Annotated in this window: 18 protein-coding genes; 10 read left to right on the top strand and 8 right to left on the bottom strand. The window is 36.8% G+C overall.

All coding sequences use genetic code 11. From position 1 onward, the window contains the following. Positions 1-75: 75 nt before the first annotated feature. The 6 genes from TERY_RS37130 (at position 76) to recQ (ending at position 7,811) form a co-directional block, all read left to right on the top strand. Entirely contained in the window at positions 76-204 is a 129-nt protein-coding gene (locus tag TERY_RS37130) for a PD-(D/E)XK nuclease family transposase (protein WP_370495603.1), read from the top strand. Positions 205-440: 236 nt separating this feature from the next. Continuing rightward, positions 441-1,028, top strand: a complete 588-nt coding sequence (locus tag TERY_RS37135) for a DUF4351 domain-containing protein (protein WP_370497242.1) — start codon at positions 441-443, stop codon at positions 1,026-1,028. 278 nt (positions 1,029-1,306) lie between these two features. Beyond that, positions 1,307-3,976 (top strand): CHAT domain-containing tetratricopeptide repeat protein, encoded by a 2,670-nt coding sequence (locus tag TERY_RS15635; RefSeq protein WP_370495605.1) that lies wholly within the window; start codon positions 1,307-1,309, stop codon positions 3,974-3,976. Between the two features lie 281 nt (positions 3,977-4,257). Then, a complete protein-coding gene (locus TERY_RS15640) occupies positions 4,258-4,920 on the top strand; it encodes a class I SAM-dependent methyltransferase (RefSeq protein WP_011612720.1) in 663 nt (220 codons plus the stop codon). 314 nt (positions 4,921-5,234) lie between these two features. Beyond that, positions 5,235-5,297 (top strand): hypothetical protein, encoded by a 63-nt coding sequence (locus TERY_RS37140; RefSeq protein WP_370497244.1) that lies wholly within the window; start codon positions 5,235-5,237, stop codon positions 5,295-5,297. 318 nt (positions 5,298-5,615) lie between these two features. After that, positions 5,616-7,811 (top strand): DNA helicase RecQ, encoded by a 2,196-nt coding sequence (gene recQ / locus TERY_RS15645; RefSeq protein WP_011612721.1) that lies wholly within the window; start codon positions 5,616-5,618, stop codon positions 7,809-7,811. A gap of 58 nt (positions 7,812-7,869) precedes the next feature. Here the strand turns inward: recQ and TERY_RS15650 are convergent, their stop codons facing one another. From TERY_RS15650 to TERY_RS30890, 3 genes are all read right to left on the bottom strand, one after another. Further along, positions 7,870-10,407: a CHAT domain-containing protein gene (locus tag TERY_RS15650; RefSeq protein ID WP_011612722.1), complete on the bottom strand. Its 2,538-nt coding sequence runs from the start codon at positions 10,405-10,407 to the stop codon at positions 7,870-7,872. A gap of 137 nt (positions 10,408-10,544) precedes the next feature. Next, on the bottom strand, positions 10,545-14,546 hold the full coding sequence (locus tag TERY_RS25515; protein WP_052845818.1) for a filamentous hemagglutinin N-terminal domain-containing protein: 4,002 nt from the start codon (positions 14,544-14,546) through the stop codon (positions 10,545-10,547). Between the two features lie 986 nt (positions 14,547-15,532). Continuing rightward, the gene (locus TERY_RS30890; protein WP_044136861.1) at positions 15,533-15,745 is read right to left on the bottom strand and encodes a hypothetical protein; all 213 of its coding nucleotides are present in this window, start codon (positions 15,743-15,745) and stop codon (positions 15,533-15,535) included. Positions 15,746-16,035: 290 nt separating this feature from the next. Here TERY_RS30890 and rseP point away from each other — a divergent pair, with 290 nt between their 5' ends. The 3 genes from rseP to rpsN all read left to right on the top strand — a co-directional run bounded on the left by rseP (position 16,036) and on the right by rpsN (position 18,605). Beyond that, the gene (rseP, locus tag TERY_RS15665; protein ID WP_011612725.1) at positions 16,036-17,130 is read left to right on the top strand and encodes an RIP metalloprotease RseP; all 1,095 of its coding nucleotides are present in this window, start codon (positions 16,036-16,038) and stop codon (positions 17,128-17,130) included. 419 nt (positions 17,131-17,549) lie between these two features. Next, positions 17,550-18,203, top strand: coding sequence for an endonuclease III (gene nth / locus TERY_RS15670; RefSeq protein ID WP_011612726.1), 654 nt, complete (start codon positions 17,550-17,552; stop codon positions 18,201-18,203). 99 nt (positions 18,204-18,302) lie between these two features. Further along, on the top strand, positions 18,303-18,605 hold the full coding sequence (rpsN, locus tag TERY_RS15675; RefSeq protein WP_011612727.1) for a 30S ribosomal protein S14: 303 nt from the start codon (positions 18,303-18,305) through the stop codon (positions 18,603-18,605). Between the two features lie 200 nt (positions 18,606-18,805). Here rpsN and TERY_RS15680 read toward each other — a convergent pair whose 3' ends face one another. After that, entirely contained in the window at positions 18,806-19,135 is a 330-nt protein-coding gene (locus TERY_RS15680) for a hypothetical protein (protein ID WP_011612728.1), read from the bottom strand. 40 nt (positions 19,136-19,175) lie between these two features. Between TERY_RS15680 and aat the strand changes: the two genes are divergently transcribed. Next, entirely contained in the window at positions 19,176-19,757 is a 582-nt protein-coding gene (gene aat / locus TERY_RS15685) for a leucyl/phenylalanyl-tRNA--protein transferase (protein ID WP_011612729.1), read from the top strand. Between the two features lie 563 nt (positions 19,758-20,320). On the opposite strand, the gene arsJ is transcribed toward aat, so the two are convergent. The 4 genes from arsJ to arsB all read right to left on the bottom strand — a co-directional run bounded on the left by arsJ (position 20,321) and on the right by arsB (position 24,636). After that, positions 20,321-21,577 carry an organoarsenical effux MFS transporter ArsJ gene (arsJ, locus tag TERY_RS15690; RefSeq protein ID WP_011612730.1) on the bottom strand — a complete coding sequence of 419 codons (1,257 nt, stop codon included), beginning with the start codon at positions 21,575-21,577 and terminating at the stop codon, positions 20,321-20,323. Between the two features lie 73 nt (positions 21,578-21,650). Then, positions 21,651-22,673 (bottom strand): ArsJ-associated glyceraldehyde-3-phosphate dehydrogenase, encoded by a 1,023-nt coding sequence (locus TERY_RS15695; RefSeq protein ID WP_011612731.1) that lies wholly within the window; start codon positions 22,671-22,673, stop codon positions 21,651-21,653. Between the two features lie 170 nt (positions 22,674-22,843). Further along, complete coding sequence (locus TERY_RS35210) at positions 22,844-23,005, bottom strand: hypothetical protein (protein WP_196797079.1); 162 nt, start codon at positions 23,003-23,005, stop codon at positions 22,844-22,846. A 479-nt stretch (positions 23,006-23,484) separates the two neighbouring features. Further along, the gene (arsB, locus tag TERY_RS15700) at positions 23,485-24,636 is read right to left on the bottom strand and encodes an ACR3 family arsenite efflux transporter (RefSeq protein WP_011612732.1); all 1,152 of its coding nucleotides are present in this window, start codon (positions 24,634-24,636) and stop codon (positions 23,485-23,487) included. Between the last annotated feature and the right edge of the window lie 58 nt (positions 24,637-24,694).

Raw genomic sequence — 24,694 nt, forward strand, 5'->3', positions numbered from 1 at the left:
GCACTATTTTAAAGGATACCAAGTTGGTTCTATCATATTTTTAATAAGTGAAATGCTCTTAAGGGAAAAAATACTATGGATTTTGTTAGTCCCAAGGTTGATTATGCTTTTAAAAAAATCTTTGGTTCTGAGGAAAGCAAGGAAATTTTAATCGGTTTCCTAAATGGGATAATTTATGATGGAAAAAAACTATTAAGTTTTTAAGGATTATTAATCTATTTAAGCCTGGTCAAGTAATTAGTTTAAAGGATACTTATTTAGATATAAAGGCTGTTTTATTTGATGGTTCGGTTGTGGTTATTCAAATGCTGGTAGCATTGATGATTGCTTTTAGTAAGGGAGTAATGTACGACTTAATCAAGGGTTATGGCAACCAGTGAAAAATAGAGGATGATTATCCCCTACTACGTCCGGTAATAGGGGTAACAATCACGGATTTTATCTTCTTTAAAGATAAAGATAAGGTAGATTTTATTAATCCATTTGTGTTTAAACATCAAAAGGAAAATTGGGAATATTCCGATACGGAATTGCGGCTAATTTTTGTGGAGTTACTGAAGTTTAAGAAAGGTTTGGCAGAGTTAAAAACTTTGGCAGATAAGTGGATTTTCTTTATCAAAGAAGCTCCTCGACTGGATGATATTCCAGAAAGTTTGGGAGTTGTTAAGGAGATAGAACTGGCTTTAAATATTGCTAATAAAATTAATATGGCACCAGAAGAGTTAGAAATAGTTGAGCGCAGAGCTATAGCATTGCAAGATGAAAGAGGACAAATAGCTTATGCGGAGCAAGAAGCAGAGGCTAGAGGAGAGGCTAGAGGAGAAATTCAAGGAGGTCTATCTGAAGCGATCGCTTTTGTTATGGGTTTGCTAAGAAAAAGATTTAAAGATCTTCCCACTGCAATAAATAACCAAATTGAATATTTGCCTGTTGAAGACCTAGAAAATTTAGGGGAATATTTGTTAGACTTTAACAGTTTAGAAGATTTGGAAACTTGGTTAAGTGCTCGAATTCCAAACCAGAATTAATTGTTTTGAGTTGTGATGAATTGATAGGAGCATCGGCTTGTTGTTAAAATAACTTTATTTATTAGGACTTATCCAAAATGTCTATATTGTGTATATTAGGAATAATCAAATTACTTTTTTTGACTTCCCTTCTTGGGGGAGAGAAAGAGGACCTTAAACTTTTGACTTTTGCTTTTTGACTTTTGGCTATGATGTTTACCAAAATTTTCACCAAAAATTACTTTGTCCAAACTTGGCTGACAGTTATTCTTGTTATTAACGGGCTAGGAGTATTGGTTATGCGGGCAGGAAGGGCAGATGATTTTGTTCCATCACAACAACTGTCAACATTAGAAGCAACTGGGGAACTGATAATTAATGGGTCTCTCAATGAAAAAGGTCAACAGGGAAATTATAAGCTAAATTGGCGACAGGCTTCAACTAAAGAAGATTCTCTAACTTTGGCCACAGAACTTAATGACAAAGCTATTGAACTATATAAACAAGGTAAATATGATGAAGCAGTTCCTTTATTAGAGCAGTCTTTGAAAATTAGGCTGCAGATCTTGGGTGCTGAACATCCTGATGTTGCCACCAGCCTCAACAATTTGGCAGAACTTTACAGAGTTCAAGGAAGGTATACAGAAGCGGAACCATTGTATATACAAGCATTAGAGATGAGAAAGAAGCTCCTGGGTGCTGAACATCCTGATGTTGCCACCAGCCTCAACAATTTGGCAGGACTTTACAGAGTTCAAGGAAGGTATACAGAAGCGGAACCTTTGTATATACAAGCATTAAATATGAGAAATAAGCTCCTGGGTGCTGAACATCCTGATGTTGCCACCAGCCTCAACAATTTGGCAGAAATTTACCGACGTCAAGGAAGGTATATAGAAGCGGAACCTTTGTATATACAAGCATTAGAGATGAGAAAGAAGCTCCTGGGTGCTGAACATCCTGATGTTGCCACCAGCCTCAACAATTTGGCAGGACTTTACGAGGATCAAAGAAGGTATACAGAAGCGGAAGCATTGTTGAGACAAGCAGTTTATATACAAGCATTAGAGGTGATCAAGAAGCTCCCGGGAGCTGAACATCCTGATGTGACCAACAGCCGCAACAATTTGGCAAGACTTTACGAAGCTCAAGGAAAGTATACAGAAGCGGAACCATTGTATATACAAGCATTAGAGATGAGAAAGAAACTCCTGGGTGCTGAACATCCATTAGTTGCCACCAGCCTTGACAATTTGGCTGTACTTTACTCAGCTCAAGGTGACGTTGCTTCAGCAGTGCAATACCTTAAACGCGTCTTAGAAGTTCAAGAAAAAAACCTAACTTACAACTTAGCCGCCGGGGCTGAACCTCAAAAAGACAAATATCTCCAAACCATCTCAGGAGCGAAGGCTAGAGCAATCTCTCTCCATCTGCAAACAGCACCAAATAATCCAGCCGCCGCCGCTTTAGCATTCACCACCATCCTACGCCGCAAAGGTCGCCTCCTCGAATTCTTCACCACCAGCAGACGAATACTCCGACAACAACTTGACCCTCAAGGACTACAATGGCTAGACGAACTTAATAATATTCATAGTGAACTTTCCACTCTGCTCTATAACCGACCCAAAAATCTTCCTCTAGAAACCTACAAGGCAAATTTTGCCCTCTTAGAAAAACAGGCAAAAGAACTAGAAGACAAAATTGGTCGTCGCAGTAGCCAGTTTCGGGCAGCCACCCAACCTGTAACCTTAGAAGCTATTCAGGAGTTGATACCCGCCAACGCTGCCTTAGTAGAATTTGTCCAGTATTATCCTTATGACCCCAAGACAGACAAATTCGGTAAACCACGCTATGGGGTTTACGTTCTAAGTAGAGAGGGAGAACCCCAAGGCGTCGACCTGGGAGCAGTTGAAGAATTTAAAAACATCATAAAAGTATTTAGAATTTCTCTACGAGACAAAAGCCAAACTCCCCTAAAACAGCTTAAAGATGCAGCCAGAGAACTTGACCAAAAGCTGATGCAGCCTGTACGTCAACTACTGGGGTCACAGAAACAAATTCTGATTTCTCCTGATAGCAGTCTCAATTTAATTCCTTTTGAAGCATTAGTTGATGAGAATAACCGCTTTCTCGTAGAAAACTATAGCTTCACCTACCTAAGCTCAGGACGGGACTTACTCACATTTACCTCCACACCAAGAAACACGTCACCAGCGGTATTGCTAGGATACCCTACATACTCGGAAAAAGATCAGGTAACTATTAAGTCTAAGGATAGGTTCGGTGTCTCCGACTTAGGTCTTCCTGGACTACCAGGAACCGAAGAGGAGGTCAAAGCCATTGGTGAGTTGCTTGGAGTTGAGCCTTTACTACGAGGGGCAGCGACTGAAGAAGCCGTCAAACAAGTTCAAAGTCCTTTCATATTGCATATTGCTACTCATGGTTTATTTGAAACAATTGAAGATCCTGAGAAATATCCCACGGTAAATAAAGATTCCCTACTACGGTCAAGTTTAGCTCTGGCTGGGGTTAAAGAGGAACAAATAGATGGAGATAATGGTTTATTGACGGCTTTGGAAGCCGCCGGACTGAATTTGCTAGGCACAGAGCTAGTGGTATTATCGGCCTGTGACACAGGGCTGGGGGGAATAAGTCCCGGAGAGGGGGTTTATGGACTTAGACGAGCATTCGCGATCGCAGGTTCCCAGAGTCAGGTAATTAGTTTATGGAAAGTTGATGACCAAGGGACGAAAGACTTAATGGTGAAGTATTATCAACGGTTGTTGGGAGGAGACATGGGACGAACAGAAGCTTTAAGGCAGACTCAACTGGAGATGCTGGGGGGGGAAGCCGGGGAAAAGTACAGTCATCCTTATTTTTGGGCGAGTTTTATTCCCTCTGGAAATTGGCTGGCGATCCCTCCCAGGGTAGAAAGTAAAAAATCAAAAGTCAACAGTCAAAGGTAAGAATAGTCAAAAGTTAAAGGTTAAAAATCAAAAGTAAGAGTAGTTAGGATCAGTCAAAAGTTAATAGTTAAAAATCAAAAATAAGAGAATTCAAAAATCAAATTTCAAAAGTCAAAAATCAAAAGTAAGAGAAGTTAAGAAAAGTCAAAAATTAATAGTTAAAAGTCAAAAGTTAAGAAGATTTGTTAAATAAGCGATCGCCGCAGTAAATATAGAATATTCTATTGATAAAAACAGAAAAAAAATTAGTTTCAGTAAAAATTAATCAAAGAAAAATTATCATGTCTTCATCAGTTCTAAACTACAATTCAGATCTAAGAAACTATCTCTGGTCAGTAGGGATCAGAGAACCAGAAATACTGAAAAAACTCAGGATAGAAACATTAAAAGACAAAAGTGCCATAATGCAAATATGCCCAGAGCAAGGTGCTTTTATGGCTAATTTAGTTCGTATAATGGGAGCAAATAAAGCAATTGAAGTAGGCATATATACTGGTTACAGTTCCTTAGCCGTTGCCTTAGCTCTTCCCGAACAAGGAACCTTAGTAGCTTGCGATGTATCTGAAGAATGGACTGCAGTAGCAAAGAGGTTCTGGGAAGAGGCGGGAGTCGCACATAAGATTCAGTTGTACTTAGCCCCCGCCAAAGAAACCTTACAAGCAAAAATAGATTCGGGAGAGTCGGGAACTTTTGATTTGATGTTTATTGATGCTGATAAAACTAACTATGAAATTTATTATGAGAAAGGACTTCAGCTATTAAGAAAAGGAGGTTTAATTATAATAGACAATGTCTTATGGTCTGGAGCAGTTATTAATGATCAAATCAATGATCAAAGCACTGTAGCTTTGAGAAATATCAACAATTTAATTTGTAAAGACGAAAGAGTAGATATCTCCATGCTTCCTATAGGTGATGGAATAACATTGGCTGTCAAGAGATAAATTATTAAATTCTAGAGTAAATTTAACCTGTTATTAGTTCATTGTCATTTGATATTATCACTTCAATTTTTGGTAAACTCGCCATTGGTAAAGTGTATGGAATAACTGCATTTATATAAAAATGTTCCAGTTGATCAGGTTAAATTTTTCGACTTGATGTTAAATGAAATAATAGCATTTCAGGTTTTCAAGGAAATGATATTATCAATGTATTAGAAAGTGACGATAATGTCTTTGGAGGTAAAAGCGATGATTTTATAGTTGATGATCGAGGTGGAAATGATAATCTCTATAGGGGTAATGGCAATGATTTCATCTATGGTAGCATTGGTGATGACTATCTATTGGGTAAAGCAGATAATATTAGGTCCGGATAAGAATTAAAAGTTAAAATTAAAAAATTAAAAAGTTAAAAAGTTAAAATTAAAAAGTTAAAATTAAAAAGTTAAAAGTTAATAAAATAGATGTTTGTCTTGGGATGTGCCGCGGCTTAACCCAACCTACAATAGAAGAAATTATTAAATATTAAATATTAAATTAATTATTACTTTTAATTAACCTCAAAGCTTTGAAATACCTGGATAAAAACTTAGTTGATGCAGATATTTAATAGATAGGTGTTTGTATTGGGTTGCGCTGCCACTTAACCCAATCTACAATATAGGAAATTATTAAATATTAAACTAATTATAACTATGTCAGTGTCAAACCAATCAGAATTTAATCAACCTTCACTAGAACAACATCTAAAAAATTACTTTGGTTATGACTCATTCCGTCCTGGGCAAAAACAAATTATTCAAACAGCACTACAACAAAAAGACCTATTAATTATCATGCCTACTGGTGGAGGAAAATCTTTATGTTTCCAAATGCCAGCATTGCTCAAACCAGGCTTAACAATAGTAGTCTCTCCCCTCATTTCTTTAATGCAAGACCAAGTAGAATCTTTAAAAGATAATGGTATTGCTGCTACATTTTTAAATAGCACTTTAGATTTAACTGAAACTCGTAGACGATCAACAGATATTATTCTGGGAAAAATCAAACTTTTATATGTAGCTCCAGAGAGATTATTATCAGAAAAATTTTTAGAATTTTTAGAATTAATTAGTTCTCAACAAGGTATATCAACTTTTGCCATAGATGAAGCTCATTGTGTTTCAGAATGGGGTCACGATTTTCGCCCAGAATATCGACAGTTAAAACTCCTAAGAGAAACTTATCCAGATGTACCAATAATGGCTCTAACTGCCACAGCAACAAAACGAGTTAGAGAAGATATTACTACTCAATTAAACTTACAAAAACCCTATATTCATATCGCTAGTTTTTTCCGTTCCAACTTATATTATGAAGTGCGTCAAAAAACCAGTGCTAAAAATACTTTTGCTGAAATATTGCAAATAATTAGAACAATTGGTGGCTCAGGAATAGTTTATTGTAATAGTCGTAAACGGGTTGATGAAATTGCTTATAAACTACGACAAAATAATGTATCTGCTTTGGCTTATCATGCTGGTATGACTGACGAGGAAAGAACTACTAATCAAACTAAATTTATCAGAGATGATGTTGATGTTATTGTCGCAACTGTGGCATTTGGCATGGGAATTGATAAACCAGATGTCAGGTTTGTAATTCACTATGACTTGTCTAAAAACATAGAAGGTTATTATCAAGAAACTGGTAGGTCTGGTCGAGATGGAGAGCCTGCTCAATGTATTCTATTTTTTAGTTATGGCGATAAGAGAAGTATTGAATATTTAATCGGTCAAAAAGTTGATGAGCAAGAACAAAGAATTGCTGAACAACAGTTAAGAAGAATAATTAATTATGCTGAGGCTACCGAATGTCGTCATCGAGTTTTGTTAAGTTATTTTGGGGAAGATTTTCCAGGAAATTGTGGGAACTGTGATAATTGTAAATATCCTAAGCCAATAGAAGATTGGACTATTGAAGCCATGAAGTTTTTGTCTTGTGTGGCGAGGACTAAAGAAAGGTTTGGCATGACTTATATTATTGATGTTTTAAGAGGTTCTAAAAGTCAGAAAATTTTGGATAGGAGACATGATCAACTTTCTACTTATGGTATTGGCAAAGATAGAGCTACCGAGGAATGGAAAAATTTAGCAAAATCTCTTTTACATCAAGGTTTAATGGATGAAACAGCCGATGGTTATTCGGTGTTGAAACTTAATCAACATAGTTGGGAGGTAATGGGTAGAAAAACTAAGGTAAAAATTGCTATAGAAAAGAAGCGTCAAATTGAAAAAACTACCACTTCTTTGGCTGTAGATGAAAAAAGATTATTTGAAGAGTTACGGGCATTACGCAAAAGAATGGCTGATGAACAAAGTATTCCTCCTACTACGATTTTTCAAGATCACACACTGCAGGAAATGGCTAAGAAACGCCCCCAAACTTTGGATGAATTTATTCGTATTTCTGGAGTAGGTAATTGGAAGCGAGATAAGTATGGTAAAAAGTTTATTGAGAAGATTAAAAATTATTGTCTCAAGTATGGTTTACCTATTAAGTCGGAACCTATTCGAGACTTAGCAAAAGTTGTGGATAATGTTCCTTCTCTGACCCAAATAAAAACCTTGGAGTTGTATAAAAAAGGATTAAGTATTCATGCTATTGCTAATGAAAGGGGAGTCAAAGCTAGCGGAATTGTTAATCATTTAGCTGAGTTGATAGAGAAGGAACAACCGATAGATATTGATAGGTTGGTAAAGCCAGCAATTCAGAAAGAAATTATTGCTGCAATAGAAAAAGTAGGGGATGAAAAATTAAAGCCTATTTATGAGTATTTACAAGAGCGTTACACTTATGATGATATTAAATTAGTCAGGGCATTTTGGCGGAGCGATAAGTTGTATTTTTAGTACCAAAGTTGTTTGGTGGAATACTGAGGCACAAAAGTCTCGCCTTTTCCCTGTATTATTATAACCAATTACCAACAAGAATAAATGGTGACCAATAATAAGGTTGCTGGTATTCTGGTTGAATTTCTCCTTTGATAAACTTAATTTGAACTTGACGTAGTGCTTCTGCCTTTCTCAGTTCTGAACTATTAGACTGCTGTGAAGTATCAGACTGCAACTGCAATAATTCTTCATAAAATTGTTTCATTAACTCTGCTGTCGAGGCATCATCTACCCTCCATAAACTCCCTAAAACACTACGAACTCCTGCCCGAACTGCAAATCCAGCTAAACCCAATGCTGCTCGTTGATCTCCAATAGCTGTCTGACAAGCACTTAAAATTAATAACTCTATAGCTCGATCCGATCGCTGCAAATTCTCACTCTGGAGCAGTTGTTCAAAATCTTTAACATTAATAGGTTTATCCCATGCAAAAATAGCAGTCTCCTCAATATTAGAGCTAAATTGTCCGTGAGTTGCAATGTGGACAATGTTAAAGGGTACAGAATTAATTTGGTCTTGAATATTAATTGCCGTGAATTTTTCATCTGCTAATGTCTCAGACTTTGGTATAATTTTCTTAATACTCTCTAGTTCCTGTTTGACATTTTTTAAAGGATTATATTTCTCACCATAACTTGGTGCTTTTTTATCTGTTCCAGCAATTAACACTTGTAACTTACCTTCTAATAATACTTTTGGAGGAAGCAATTGCAAACTGGGAGCTACAGCGATCGCGTATCGTTCCACTAGATATCGTTCCCGTTCACTATCATATAAAGCGGACATAGGAATATTTCTAAGTGCTCCTTCCAAGACAAAAACTAGGGTTTTTATTTGACTCGTATCATATTCATCGTCTATTTCCAAATATGCTTCAAAAGGTTTGATTAACCACTGATAAAGTTTATTTAACTCCCGCTTTCCCCCTTTGACTATACGACGATCCATTGGAGTTTGTTCTTTGATATATTGATTAATTTTGCCATTTATGGCTCTATCGATGGCTTTAAAATTACTCTCACTGAAGCTAGCATAACGAAAATTATCAGTACCAGGCAATTTGAGAATCACACTTAATCGATCCTCGAATAAGATTGGATAAATAACAGCTGCATTCTGATCAATTTCATCAAAATTAATATCCTGAGCCCTCACACAAGCATCTTGGAAAAAATTATCCAATTCTGCTAATTGTAGAGATTCAATTACTTCAACAGCAACTTTAATATTTGCCACATTGGGTTGATTTAAGCCAAGTTCAGGTTGCAGTAATAAGCCTAGCAATTTTCTATACAAAGGTTCAATACTATCACGAAAGTTAAACTGAATATCTCTATTTAATACTACTAAATCCTGTCGTAAAACTTGGAGAGTATTAAAAGCAGATTTGTCAGCCAAGAGTGCCTCTGAATAATTTCCTTGCTTAATCAAAATATCTCCTAATTGTTCTTGGAGTTGATAAACAATATCATAAGCAGATACTTTTTGAGCAGTCAATAATGCTTTATTTGTCAATTTAAGTGCTTTTTCTAGGTTTCCTTTTTTGATATTAAATTTTGCCTGGGTACCAATTCCATAAGCTTCTAAACGGAAATTATTAATATCTTTTGCTTCTTCAATTGCCTGATTTAATAATTCGCTAGGTGGAGTTAACTTAGTAATATTAGTTTGAAATTCAACAAAAGCTGATTGATCTTTAATTTCCTCAATATTTGTAAAAATTTCTGCTAATTTAATTCTGGCTCTAATTGATTTAGGAGTAGGATTAATTTGATTTAAAAAATCAATAATTTCGGGTAAAGTTTCAATCTGAAATTGTACATAAGTATCTAAATCACCAATTTCTTTAGTAAATTTGACTAGCAAACTAAGATTATTAATAGTTCCTTGAATTTGAACTGATTTGTCAGTAGAAATACTGGCAGCTTCTTGATAATTAGATAAACTTTGATCAACTAGGGTTCGAAGCGCTCGTTCATCTTTTCCACTTCTACGATCGACAGCAATATTTTGAGCTTGAGAAAGCCTATTGTTACCTAAACTTATCAACAATTGAGCTTTAGTATTGTTAGAATTTACCCACTTATAACTTGCTTCTAATACCTTTTCAGATAACTCCAATTTACCGAACGCCAGCAGTCCATTTCCTAAGATTTGTAACCCCTGAAAATTTAGGCTAGTATTTGATGTTTGAAACTTTTCCAGAACATTTTCTAAGTCATTTTCAGTTAAGCGAGCGCATTCTAAATCATTGCCAAATGCTTTTAAGACAGTATTACACGAACGTTCATGAAAACCCAAACTGGTTAAAGCTTGAGCTTGATTAATTTTGGTACCGATAATACCAGTTTGATTTTGATTTTGGCGATAAAGTTCCTCTGCTTTTTGCCAAATTTCTAATGCTGCTTCTGCCTTTCCTTGTTGTAATAATTGAGTTCCTTCTTGAACTAGATGAGTGGCAGAAGATTCAGCTAAAGTGGGAGGTAAAACATTAATTCCCACAGTGATACAGAAACTTAATAGAGTAATGGCGAGCAATTTTATGATCTTCATAATAAATAGATATAAATATCTAAACAATAAAGGGTGTGTTGGGTTTCACTTCGTTCTACTTTCGGAACTACTTTCAACTACTTTCAACTGGTGTGTCATACTTACCTAAGCTTCATCCCGTCAGTTTACCTCCCTGCTCAAAAAGAAAAAGGAGTAGTAGAAAAAGAAAAATAAAACCCTTCCTCCTGAGCCGTTTTATCTCGCGAGTCCACATCCACTAAAGGAATTCCATAATCTAAGCGCATATTTATCTTCTCCCATAAATTTACCTGCAACCCCACCCCGGCCGCCGCCAAAGCCTTACTTCCTTCCTCCTCTTTACTATCACTATTCCATGCTACCCCCCCATCAATAAACGGCACTACCTGAAATAATCTATTTTTTCCAGATATCCAGGGCACGGGCAACCGCAACTCCACTGTTCCTAACGCTCCATTATCTGTCAAGCGAGTATCCTGACGATAAGCTCTCACGTTTCGATAACCCCCTAAACCAAACCTTTCCTGAGGCACCAAATCAGATGGAGATAACTGTAGATCTGCTCCCATCAACAACAAAGTATTTTTGCCTAACTCACGCACCCATTGTCCTTGACCCCGCCAATAAAAAAATCGACCATCTGGTTCATTACTATTCTTTGTAGCATCCAATATTCCCAACCCTACATTCAACTGAGAATGAAACGCCAAAACTTGATTTTTTCCCCGTAGTTCATAATCTTGGAAAAGCTGCAAAATTGATAACTTCGTTTCCCCATTTTTATCAGCACCCTCAGATAATGGATAATTCTCTCCTAATATAGAAGTTTGACTATCTCGCTTTATTGCAGATAAACCCAAACTTAAAGTTTGCCAGGGTGTTTGCATTATTGGTTGACTAAATGATAACTTGTAAGTATTTGAATTTGACTCAATATCAAGTCTTTCAAAAGGTGATTCTACCACCTTATTATCTCTGTGGCGATAAAATAGTTCGATACGACCATTACTGGAGTTCACAGGAATAGCATAAGATACTTCTACCATATCGCTGCCATCAGTATTAGTATAGAGAGCACTTAAACTGTCTCCAATACCTGTAACATTTCTATGGTCTACCTCTACCCCTCGCCTGAATGTTCCCACACTTGGTGCCCTGCCATTATTACTGATAGTTTCTATTTGCCAGGGGTTAGCTGTTTCTATTCTTATGTCTAACCTACTTGTATCTGGGCGGACTCCGGATGAAAGTTCCGCAGATAGAGTTTTGACTAAAGGGTCTATTTGTAATATTTGTAGGGCAGACAACAACTTTTCTTGATTCAGAGGAGCCGTGGTGGCTTTTTCTAACCGACTTTTGATATAATTTTCATTTAATCTACCTTGGATATTGACATTGATTTCACCAACTTTTCCTTCCACTACTCGGAGGGTGACTGTGCCATTTTCAGCCATAGTTTGGGGAGGAATAAATGCTCCCGATGTGATGTAGTTGTTTTTGGTATAATATTTTGTAATGGCAGTGCGTGCTGCTATGAGTTGAGCAAAGGTAATGGGTTTATTTAGATAAGGTGTGAGTTGTTGTTGTAGCTCTTGGTTGCTAAATTTTGTGTTACCCTCAAAGTTGAATTGTTTGATAGTAACTTTTAGAGGTTCAGAAGTTGAGGTGGGAATATTTCCCTTACTGCTTGCGAGTAGATAGGGTGGGGGTTCAAAGGTGTCTAATTGTTCGCAGTTGGGAGGTATTAACCAAGGGGAGGTGGGAGTAGCAGTTTCGGGGTCAGTGATCAGTTCAATACCTTGAGAATTAGAGCTCCAACCTTGTGCTTCAATGAACTCTTGCTCTGATGGAGTGATAGCTGGTGGAGGAGTAACTGAGGTTTCTGAGTCTTGCCAGACGTAGGTGGGAGCCAAGGGTTCTTCGAGAGTTGGTGGTAAGCCGCCTCTTCCTGTAATGATGAATTTGCTTTTTTGTCCTTGTCGGCAAGGGTTTTGGTCGAGGAGGTTGGAGATATCTGGGACGGTATCCTCAAATTCTATCAGTCCGTCACTAGGATCTACATCGGGGGTGTTGATATTGACTTCTCCACTGAATGAAGCTCCTAATTCTGAGGTGGCGGTGATGTCGCTTTTGTCTGTTGCTTCAGTACGGAATTCTGTGCCGAATATGCCGGCTGCGGTGATGTTGACTCGGCCTCCAAATGCCTCGACAGCATTAGCAGAGATGTCGCTGTTGTCTGGGGCAACTAGGTTTTCCGTATTAATGGTAATATTACCTCCAGTAGCCGTGCCTTCAGAATTAGTGGTGATGTTGCTGTTGTTACGCAGGATGAGGTCTTTATTATTATTGATGGTAATGCTGCCTTCACCTGCTTTGGTTTCAGCTTTGAGGCTAGCTTGGTTTTCGAGGCGGATGTTGTTGCTGTTTATTATTAAGTCACCTGCAGCTTGTTGGGTAGCAGAGGTGACTATAATTTCGGCTTCGTTCCGGAGGTTGAGGGTTTCGGTGTTGATGGTTATGGTTCCTGCTGCTCCTGTTGATTCTTTTTTTGCTTCTGCGGTTAAGCTACTGAAGGATTTACCATCAGGAGATTTGCCTATTATTTCTATATCTCTAGCAGAGACTATTAAATTCCCTGCATTTCCCTGACCAGAAGTCTTGGTAGAAATAAAAGCTCCATCTTGCAGCGTTAAACTTTCTGCAGCTTTCACCGTTAAATTCCCTCCGTTACCTTGACCCAAAGTTTCTGCAGACAACATAGTAGAATAACCAATGAGTATATCTCTAGCAGACACTGTTAAATTCCCTGCATTTCCCTGACTCAAAGTAGTCGTAGAAATAATGGCTCCATCTTGCAGCGTTAAACTTTCTGCAGCTTTCACCGTTAAATTCCCTCCGTTACCTTGATCAACACTAACACTAACCAAACCACCGAAAAAGTCCCCACCATTCATTTCTATGTCTTTAGCAAACACTGTTAAATTCCCTCCATTTCCCTGACCCAAAGTAGTCGTAGAAATAAACGCTCCAGGATCCAGCGTTAAACTTTCTGTTTCTACCGTCAACTCCCCGACATTTCCCTTACCGTAAGTGATAAGAATAATAGCACTGTTAGTCTTATTAATGTTTAAAGCTTCTCCTGCTTCGAGCTTATCAGAAAATAAAGACACGTTGAATGATGATGTAATATTATTCTCAAAAGGTATTCTACCTTCTATTATAATAGACTTAGATGCTTTAAGAATTGAAGCCCCCCCACCTTCATCGCCTTTAATCTCTCCTACTATTATTGAAGCATCTCGCACTTTTATCTCTTCTCCTTGAATTTGAAACTCAACTCTTCCACTTCCACTTACATCTATAGAACTCTCTTCAGATATTAGAATTTGGCCAAATTTCAGGTTTGGATCATAGCTAAGGGTTTGGTCTTTCGTGATTCCTACTACCCCATTGTGAACACTTCCTAATTCAACACGTCCTCCAATTGATGTGAGGTTTCCTCCCCTCAAAAATATATCACCACCAACTAACCCTAAGGTTTGGCCTTGGGAAACTTCCAACCCTAGATTCCTGTCCTCTTTTTCTAATCTTGCTATTCCGTCTTTTGGGTTTAGATAAAAATTTATGTTATGACCTTGACCCTCAACCAAAATACTACCAGGGTTTTCGGGCAACCTCAACCCAATGGGAACATTAACTGTCAGTAGTGGGGGCGCTTGAGGGTCTGAACTAGCAAATTCAAATCCATTTTTAAATAAGATACTATCGGCAGTAGCTCCATAGAATGAACCTTGGACATCTAATTTAGCTTCTGGCCCAAAGATTATGCCATTGGGGTTAATGAAAAATAAATCAGCTTTTCCATCTACACCCAAGGTTCCTAATATGTTAGAGCCATTGTTTCCTGTGACCCGAGTCAGGATATTTTGAACTCCATCAGGGTTGCTAAAGTAAACCCCTCGTCCCTGTTGAATGTTGAATTCTTGAAAACTGTGGAATAGGTTGGCCCCTCTTTGGGCCCCGCCATCTATGCGATCGCTTTCTATCCCTTTAATATTGATATTCGGTGTGACGACAGAATTTTCTTCTCCCAATGTATTATCTGGTTGAAGTTGAGCGATCGCCGATGAAATATCAACCCCAAAATATCCCAGAGTCAAAGATAGCGGAACAATTCTGAGGAATAGATTTTTGTAAAAAAAAAGCATCTTAAGAGTAAAAGTAAATCAACAGTAAGTAAGAACCATAAGTTCTTAACTTCAACATTTACTTAGGATAACTATTAAAGCCGGATAACTATTAAAGCCAGTTCCATAAACTCCATGAAAGATGTCCCAAATTATTTTAATTTTCTAAACATTATATGCAAAAACTTAAAATAAGAAAACTTCAGACTAACTAAAATAACATAATCCTAACCATCAAGATTTCCAGATGGCCTTTTCTTCGTAAAGTAATAAAGTAATTACGAACCAACAAATATATAAAAGGTCTAGATACTCTATAAAAGTAGTAACTATGATCAGGACTAAGATCATATTAGAGTCACCTCAAGCAATTCATCCCTCCCAGTTTTAGGATAGATAAAATCCAACTTACCTAAATAATTTTCTGTAGCCAGGCCTTGACTTTTATTAAAAAACGTAGTATAATTATATCTTACACTTATAAATAAACAAAGTATTTATACCAACATAACAAACTAAATAAATTTCCATCAATAACCATTAGCAAAATCAATACAAAAAACCGAAGGTATTAACCTGTTTTTTAATCTCAAGTCACTCGCACCTAGTTAGAATTGGCAGAACATTTTTTATTGCCTTCGACCAACGAAACCATAGGAGAGACCTTTGGAAGAGCGATCGCCAACCATTAACCAGAAAACTCAGATGAATTATAAGATATGCTCGTTTATCGTGATAGCTGAAATTTATGGAACAGAGGGAATTCCTAGCAGGAGTTAAGCTGCTTTCACTCTTTGCCTCAAACTAGAAATTTTGATAGTGCTAAACAAGTAATAATTGATCATACTGATGAATGAAATACCAAATTGTACCAATATTATTTTCCACAAACGACACAAAAGGCAAAGTTTTTTTGTACTAGCCTGCATACCCTTTATCTTAAAGTATTATTGAATCTTTCAATGCCAAGAAATCTTTCCTTTTTCTTTTCCTACTGCTTGATATCTTTTACTAGGTAAAACAGCACTTAACGCCACAAAAAAATTAGTGTATGCAAGCCTACCTCCTGCAAAGCTACCCCCAATGCACAAAAGTAGCTTAGTCAATAAGTTTCTGAGTAGGGTTTTGCAAAATTTTTCCGGCACTGCTGCCCTTAAACCGCTGCTTAACATTATAAATATGACTATTTTTGACAGTTTTTGAAGATTCACACTTTGAACAGGTCAGCATAGATCAACAACAGTAACTTTTACTCCTCTATTCATAAATCTTGAGCACTACCACCTTTTTATATTAAAGCCCGTAGAAGGGGTTGAGCTATAAGATAGATAGACCTTATATTTTATGATAAACCATATACCTTATTTATTACTTAATTTATTAGAATTAACTCAACTTGAGATGAATTAATGTATAATAAAATTTTAACCGTTTATAGTAGGAAGTTTAATAGGAATAACTCATGTCCGTATTGCTAGCGATCGCAGTTTTAGGTATTCTAATTGTAGTTCACGAGTTAGGCCATTTTATGGCAGCTCGACTTCAAAACATCCATGTTAACCGTTTTTCCATCGGGTTTGGCCCGGTCATCTGGAAATACCAAGGCCCACAAACTGAATATGCACTTCGAGGTTTTCCCTTAGGAGGTTTTGTCGGTTTTCCCGATGATGACCCAGACAGCAAAATACCCAAAGACGATCCAGACCTATTACGCAACCGCCCAATTTTAGATCGAGCGATCGTTCTCAGTGCAGGAGTAATTGCTAACCTAATATTTGCTTATTTTCTCTTAGTTACTCAAGTAGGTATTATTGGTGTAGCAGATTTTAACTATGCACCTGGAGTCAAAGTGCCAGAAGTTGCTACAAGTGTTAGTTCTGCTGCCGCTCGCGCAGGCATTAAGGCAAATGATATTATTTTGTCAGTTGATAACCAACAATTAGGTGCCAACAAAAAAGCTATTAGCACCTTGGTAGCAACTATTCAAAATAATCCCAATAGAACTTTGAAGATGGAAATTCAGCGTCAAGAAGAAAAAATATTTCTTGAAGTTACACCAGAATTAGGAGATGATAGCAAAGGTCGTATCGGTGTACAACTAATTTCCAATGGAGAAATAGTTAGATATCCTACGAAAAATGTTTTTAAAGCTTTGAGCATTGGTGCTGAAGAATTTCAAAAAATAGTTATATTGACAGTTCGTGGTTTTTGGCAGCTTATTAGTAATTTCAGTCAGACTGCAGGGAAACTAGCAGGACCTGTTGCCATTGTAGACATGGGAGCAAAAATTGCTCAGGATAACGTGGGTGAACTGTTTAAATTTGGCGCATTAATTAGTATTAATTTGGCAGTGATTAATATTTTGCCTTTGCCTGCTTTAGATGGTGGTCAATTAGCATTTCTAGTGATCGAGGGAGTTAGAGGTAAACCTTTACCACTTCGTATCCAAGAAAATGTCATGCAAACTGGTTTGGTATTGTTATTAGGTCTAGGAGTATTCCTGATAATTCGGGATACTGCTAATTTAGATGGTGTGCGTTCAATTTTTCAGAGATAAGCGTAGAAATAATAGCACTACACAGAAGTCATAAATCAGAAGTTATAAGTCATGATAAGTAAATTTGAGCATTTATAAACTTCTGGGCTTTATTTGTGTAGTGCTATAAAATTCAAAGATTAAAAATATTAATAGCTAAGGTTTTGATGATTTTGTTGACTACTACACAAATATACAGCAATTTTGAGATATAATTATCTCAGCTCAAAACCAAAACCCAGCAGGAATGTTCCATGGAAAATCCCTACCGTGGTATGCTAATTATGAAAACCACTTTAATGGTTGAAATATTAATAATATAAGCGTTTTATCTACACCATAGGCATAATATTTACCTACGGGAGCAAGATACTGTCACTGACAAACCATTAAATATTGACATACCGTACTTTCTTCCTGTTCCTTCTCCATTCCTGACAATGGTAACAACTCGTAAACATTCACTGAAGCGACAGCGATCGTTAGAATTACTCATTCGTCTCAAGGATCTCTATCCAGATGCGACTTGTACTCTCACTTATAAAACCCCCGTCCAGTTACTTGTAGCTACTATTCTTTCCGCTCAATGTACTGATGAACGAGTTAATAAGGTTACACCCGCTCTATTTAAAAAGTTCCCGGATGCTCTAGCACTGGCAAATGCAGATCTTGAAGAACTAGAAAATTTAGTCCGTTCCACAGGATTTTATCGCAATAAAGCTAAAAATATTCAAAGTGCTTGCCAAATGATTATTGATAAGTTCAATTCTCACGTTCCCAAGCAAATGGAACAACTTTTGCAATTACCAGGAGTAGCGAGGAAAACAGCTAATGTTGTTTTAGCTCATGGCTACGGAATTATTGTCGGGGTAACAGTAGATACTCATGTTAAACGCTTAAGTCAAAGGTTGGGTTTAACCGAGCATTCCAACCCAGTTAAAATTGAGCGAGACTTAATGGAGTTGATACCTCAGCCTGATTGGGAAAACTGGTCAATACGATTAATTTATCATGGTCGGGCAATTTGTAAAGCCAAAAATCCTGCCTGCAATCAATGTTTATTGGCTGATTTATGTCCAACGGTTGTAGAGTAAAAAATTGAGTAATCAAAAAAATTATGGTATTATAATATATTGGGTAAATAAGCTAAAATTAAAAATACTAATTATTTTGGAGGAATAAGGTAATTAATCATGGCTAAAAAAAGTATGATCGAGCGTGAGAAAAAACGCAAAAAATTAGTAGAAAAATATGCCGAGAAACGTCGAGAACTCAAAGAGCAATTTATGAAGGCAGAAGATTTAGAGCAGAAAATAGAACTTCATCGTCAAATTCAGAGACTACCTCGTAACAGTGCTCCTAGTCGTGTTAGGAATCGTTGTTGGTTAACTGGACGTCCAAGAGGATTTTATCGGGATTTTGGACTCTCTCGTAATGTCATCCGAGAAATGGCCCATGAAGGTTTATTGCCAGGAGTTGTGAAGTCTAGCTGGTAGTTTCTACCTTTCTGGCCACCCATAGGGGTTTGAGATAAAACCCCTAATTAAAGGCAAAAACTTCCCTGAAGCAATAGACTTAGGGCTTACCCAACAGGGCTGAAAGACAAAGTTTCGAAAGAATGAAAAACAATAATTAGGTGAATAAACCTGGTTTCTTGTTTTGATGGGCAAGTCCGGAAATTGAAACTTTGAATTTTCTATTGCCCACAACAACGTTCTATTCCTAGACTATCTAATAGTAAATCACTAACAGCATTAGCGATCGCAAACTCCCCATAAAAACTTTGGGAAAAGTCAAAAGCTTGCATTTCTGTAACAATAGCAATTACTAATGATCCTAAATCATTCTCCCCTTCCATACGGTGGCGAACAAATATTTGAGCTGCTCTGTTGGCAATATCTTCATTCACTTTTTCGGGAATAAATTCTTGATTGAGCCATTTATGTAAGGAAGTTTTCAACCATTGGCCCTCTTCTTGGGGGTTTTGTGCCGTTGGTAAGGTAACTGCTTTGATTGGTTCTAGCATAATTTGAAAGTTTATATAGTAAATTGTTGATAGTATTTCTATGATAGAAGATAGTATTAATTCAATTATACAAGGATATGCTCAGGGCTACTTCCTCATGGCAAATGATGAAGAAGATAGCTTGGGGTGGTATAGTAGTTATCAGCGAACTTTAATTCCTTTGGATGAAAGATTTCGCTATCCACGGTCACTACGTCGTGCAATTAATCAAAATCGTTTTACTGTTGCTGTTAATCGAGATTTTGAAGCTGTAGTCAAGGGTTGTGCAGCTAGAGAAACAACTTGGATCTCTGAAGAACTAAAGCAGATTTACAAAAATTTAAATAAAGTGGGATATGCTTATAGTTTTGAGACTTGGCAAGGAGATGAACTTGCCGGTGGAATTTTAGGAATTGTCATTGGGAGTGCTTTTATTGGAGAGTCAATGTTTTACAATATTCCAGAAGGGTCAAAGGTGGCGATGGTAAAGTTGGTGGAGCGACTGCGAAAGCGAAAGTTTGTTCTTTTTGATGCTCAGATGAATAACCCTCACTTGGAAAGATTTGGAGCTTATAGTATCAGTGATAAAAAATATAAAGCACTTTTAAAATATGCGTTAAGTCATGGACGTAGTTTAATATAGCAGGGAGTAGGTAGAGCTTTTCATGCAACTTTCTCAGGGGAGTAGTAGGAAAAACATTATTCATTTCAATATTTCATTCATAAGTCTATATTCTAATATAATTTTTTCATTCTGATAATTGCATTTTTTTATATAATCCTATCATACTTTACTTTTTTTATCTCAAAACAAAATTTATACTTAGTAATTGCCAAGGTGTGAGTTTGAATTCAACTCAAACCCATTAGAGTCGTTGAGAATTAACGGAAAAAAATGGCTTAAGCCCAAAATAGGTTCAGGTTTAAGCCTGCTTTTGAATCCTGAAATACTAAAAACCATTAAGAGTAGACCTTTGAATATTTTAAAATTTCCCACACCAAACAACTCTATTATTAGCTTTTCAGATTGATCACCTGATATCAGAACTAAAATCCTGTAGGGTTTTTTTTGCCAGAAAGCCCCTACAGTGATTTACCAAAATGAAAACTACTATAAAGTTATTCTAGATAGTAACAAATCTAAACTGGTCACTTTCTTTACCTTCTCGTAGATATTCAGCCTCCAAATATTCAACCATAGATAAATTAATCTCCAGACCCAGCTTGCCAAGCTATAGCTTTACTAGGTTTAGCCTCCGGTAACTTTAGAGAAACTAAAGCTGCTCCTAATACAAATAACATGGATACCCACAGACAACCAACCAAACCAAATATTTGATAAACTAACCCCGATAAAACTGTACCTGCAAGACGACCACCGGAATTAGCCATATAGTAGAAACCAACATTTAGAGCTACTTTGTCATCATCAGTAAATGCCAATACCAGGTAGGAATGAACAGCAGAATTAAAAGCAAATACTATACCAAACAACATTAAACCACCAACAACTACCAAATTAGCAGGTAAACCTAATTGTAATGCCAGAGCGATCACGCAAGGAACAGCAGTCAATGTAAACGTCCAAAATTGGATAGTTTTTGATTGTGGAGGCTTACCAGAACCAAATTTCTGTATAAGAGTCGGTGCTAAAGATTGAATAATACCATAACCTATGACCCAACAAGCCATAAAACCACCAACTTCATAAAAAGACCAACCCAAAGTACCTTGCAGAAAAACAGGTAACCCTACTACAAACCAGACATCTCGCGAACCAAATAAAAAGAAGCGAGCACCAGAAAGAATATTAATTTCCTGACTTTTAGAAAAAAGTTCTTTAAACTTGACCTTCCTCTTAATTTTGCCCATGTTTTTTGGTAGAATTAAGCCAGTTAACATAATCAAAAATAGTCCTCCCGCCATTATCCACAGAGCATTGACAAATCCAAATAATGACAGTAGCGCACTACCTACAAAAAAACCAGCCCCTTTAAGAGCATTCTTGGAACCAGTTAACACAGCTACCCACTTAAATAGAGAGGACTGAGCATCTTGGGGTACAACTAACCTAATAGCACTTTTAGAGCTCATTTTAGTTAAATCTTTAGCAATTCCAGAAAATGCCTGTGCTACCATTACATAAAACACAGCTAACCACTGTACCCAACCTAGGTTTACCCATGAAAGCATAATTAGGGCAAAAATCTGTAACCCAATACCACTGTACAGAGTCACTCTTAATCCAAGTTGTGAACCTATCCAACCACCGAAAAAATTAGTAAAGATGCCAAAAACTTCATAGAATAAGAATAAAAAGGCTATTTCTAGAGGAGTATAACCAATTTTGTAGAAGTAAAGTAGCACCAACATTCGCAAAGCACCATCAGTAATGGTGAAACCCCAGTAGGCAAGAGTTACTAGGGCATAATTTCTTAAACTAGCACTTGTAGTAGAAACCATAATTTTAATGAATTTAAACTATTGCAACCAATTTCCTAAAATTAAACCTTCAATTCTGAAGAGATCTAAATCATTAGAAACTCAAACCAGATTTCCAACTTACAACAACTTTTCGAGCTAGCTCTACCATACGGTTAGCATAACCCCACTCATTATCATACCAAGCCAAAATTTTCACTTGAGTTTCATCTACTACCATTGTTGAAAGAGCATCAATAATAGAAGACCGGGGGTCATCTTTATAGTCAATAGAAACTAAAGGACGTTCTTCATAACCCAAAATTCCTTTAAGTGGTGGTGTTTCAGATGCAGTTTTGAGCAAGCTATTAATTTCAACTACTGTGGTAGGACGAACTACTTCAAAGACACAGTCTGTCAAAGAAGCATTCAATAGAGGAACTCGTACTGCTAAACCATTCAACTTACCGTTAAGTTCCGGATAAATTAGTCCGATCGCTGTTGCCGATCCAGTTGTAGTAGGAATTAGTGATAGACTTGTAGCTCTGGCACGACGCAAATCTTTATGAGGTGCATCAACAATAATCTGAGTGTTAGTATTGTCATGAATAGTAGTAATAACTCCATGTTTAATTCCTAATCCTTCATGAATGACTTTAACCACTGGAGCCAAACAATTTGTGGTACAAGAAGCTGCTGTAAGTAAATGATGTTTTTCGGGGTCATACAAATTATCATTGACGCCCATAACTACATTTAAAGCTTCTTCTTTAACTGGCGCGGCAACAATAACCTTTTTTACACCATTTTGAAAGTAAGGTTCTAGAGTACTTTTAGTTCTAAACTTGCCAGAACATTCTAATACAATATCCACACCAAGTTTTTCCCAAGGTACTTCACCTGGTTCGGAATATTCACTGAAACTGAGAGGTTTACCATCAATTATTACTTGCTCCCCTGCTGCTTCTACGTCCAGGGACCATTTGCCATGTACAGAATCAAACTTGAGTAAATGTGCCGCTGCTGCCGTACCTCCTTTAATTTCATTAATGTGAACAAACTCTAGTTCTGGCCATTCCCAAGCTGCACGGAGTGCCAGCCTTCCTATACGACCAAATCCATTTATTCCAATACGCATTGCTATATTTTTTCCTTCTTTAAGTTTCCCTTTTAAGGGTGTTGTAATAACTAAAATTTATGAAGATAACCTACTACTATAGCGATCGCTTAAGAGTATGGTTCATCAAAGCACTTTCTAGATTTGCTGTTAATATAGTCTTGATAGCATCATCATAGGAACAGCCAGAATTAATCTAATGTGTTATTTTGATAAATCCTGTACAATTCCAAATTAGAAGGGTCATCCATCACTAAGACTATTGCCCCAATACCTAATTTTTGTAGTGCTGGCAACTCTTCGACTATTGTTTTCCCGAATCTTGCTAGTTTACCTTGAATTGCCCAGCACAAATTTTATACTAATATATAGTTTCCAAAAAATCAGTTATCAAAAACTTTCTTCCGTAATTGCCAATTCTATCCTTTTGTCTCCATTTAAATGTCAAAAGCTCCAAAAGTATAAATATTCAACCGGACATAATATTACATCATGTCCGGATAATTAGTTATCAAAAAAATTTCTCCCGTAATTGCCAATTCTATCCTTCTGTCTCCTGCTGAGAGCCTCAGCCTCCGATCCTCGAAAGTCTAAGTATTCAACCGAAACTGATTTGGAAATGGTACTATAGGGGTTCGAGAACCTTTTGGAAAAGATTTTTATTGTTTGAGTTATTTCTTGTTCCATTGTTCAATTTTCCTTTTCTTGATATTCACTATTAAGATCTCTCAAATAGTCAATGAGTATCTGGAAAATTCAAAAAAATGGCCAAGCAAGATGTTCACTCTACTATAATGGCTTGTAGGAAAGACTGGCAGAGAAAATATTTGCACTACTCCAATTTACAACAACGGGGGTCTAACAAAGTTGCTTTTTCTGGTTGGCGAGGAAACCAAAAAGCTGTACGTTGGCATACTGCCACCAACATTAACATTACTGGCACTTCTATTAAGACTCCCACTACCGTAGCTAATGCAGCTCCAGAATTTAAGCCAAATAGAGTAACTGCAGTTGCGATCGCCACTTCAAAATGATTACTCGCTCCAATTAAAGCAGCAGGTGCAGCATCTTCGTAATCTAACTTCATTTTCAAAGCTGCTACATAACTAATCAAGAAAATAAAATTAGTCTGGACAAAAAGTGGTACTGCTATTAATAATATGTGAAATGGATTTTCTACAATTAATTCTCCCTTAAAAGCAAACAATAAAACTAAAGTTATCAATAACGCACCAGTAGAAACAGGGCTTAAATAATTAATAAACCGACCTTCAAACCAAGCTTTTCCTTTATATTTCAAAATCCAGTAACGACTATAAATTCCTGAAGCCAAAGGTAAACCAACATAAATTAGCACTGATAAAACAATAGTTTCCCAAGGTACTGTTAAATTATTTGCTGACAATAACCATCGCCCAAGAGGAGCATATAAAAACAACATTGTCAAGGAATTAATTGCCACCATTACTAATGTGTGCCCCTGGTTACTATAGGAAAGATAACCCCACATTAACACCATAGCCGTACAAGGTGCGATACCAAGTAATATTGCACCGGCAATATAAGAGTCTGCCAGAGCTACTTCTGTACCCCTTAATATTTCTGTACCTGTTAGGAATGAGCGGAATAACCAACCAAGAAAAATTTGGGCAAATGCTACCATTGTAAAAGGTTTGACTACCCAATTTACTACTAAAGTTAAAATTACAGGCTTAGGAGCACGGGCAGCATTTTTAGCTTGGGTAAAGTCTATTTTGACCATGATAGGATACATCATAAAAAATAGACAAATAGCAATAGGGATAGATACCTGATAAATGCTCATAGCATCTAACATTCTGGCAACACCAGGAAATGTTTTTCCTAAGAATATACCTGCTACAATGCACAATGCTACCCAGAAAGTCAAATATTTTTCAAAGAAACTAAGTTGGCCACCTGCTTGTACTGCAGATTTATTGACTTGGGGTAAATTTGTTGTCATAGTTTGTACAATTAATATTCTGTTCGTTTAATGAGAACTGCAAAAATAGTTAACTTGA

Origin of the sequence: Trichodesmium erythraeum IMS101, from assembly GCF_000014265.1 — a bacterium.
GTDB classification, from domain to species: domain Bacteria; phylum Cyanobacteriota; class Cyanobacteriia; order Cyanobacteriales; family Microcoleaceae; genus Trichodesmium; species Trichodesmium erythraeum.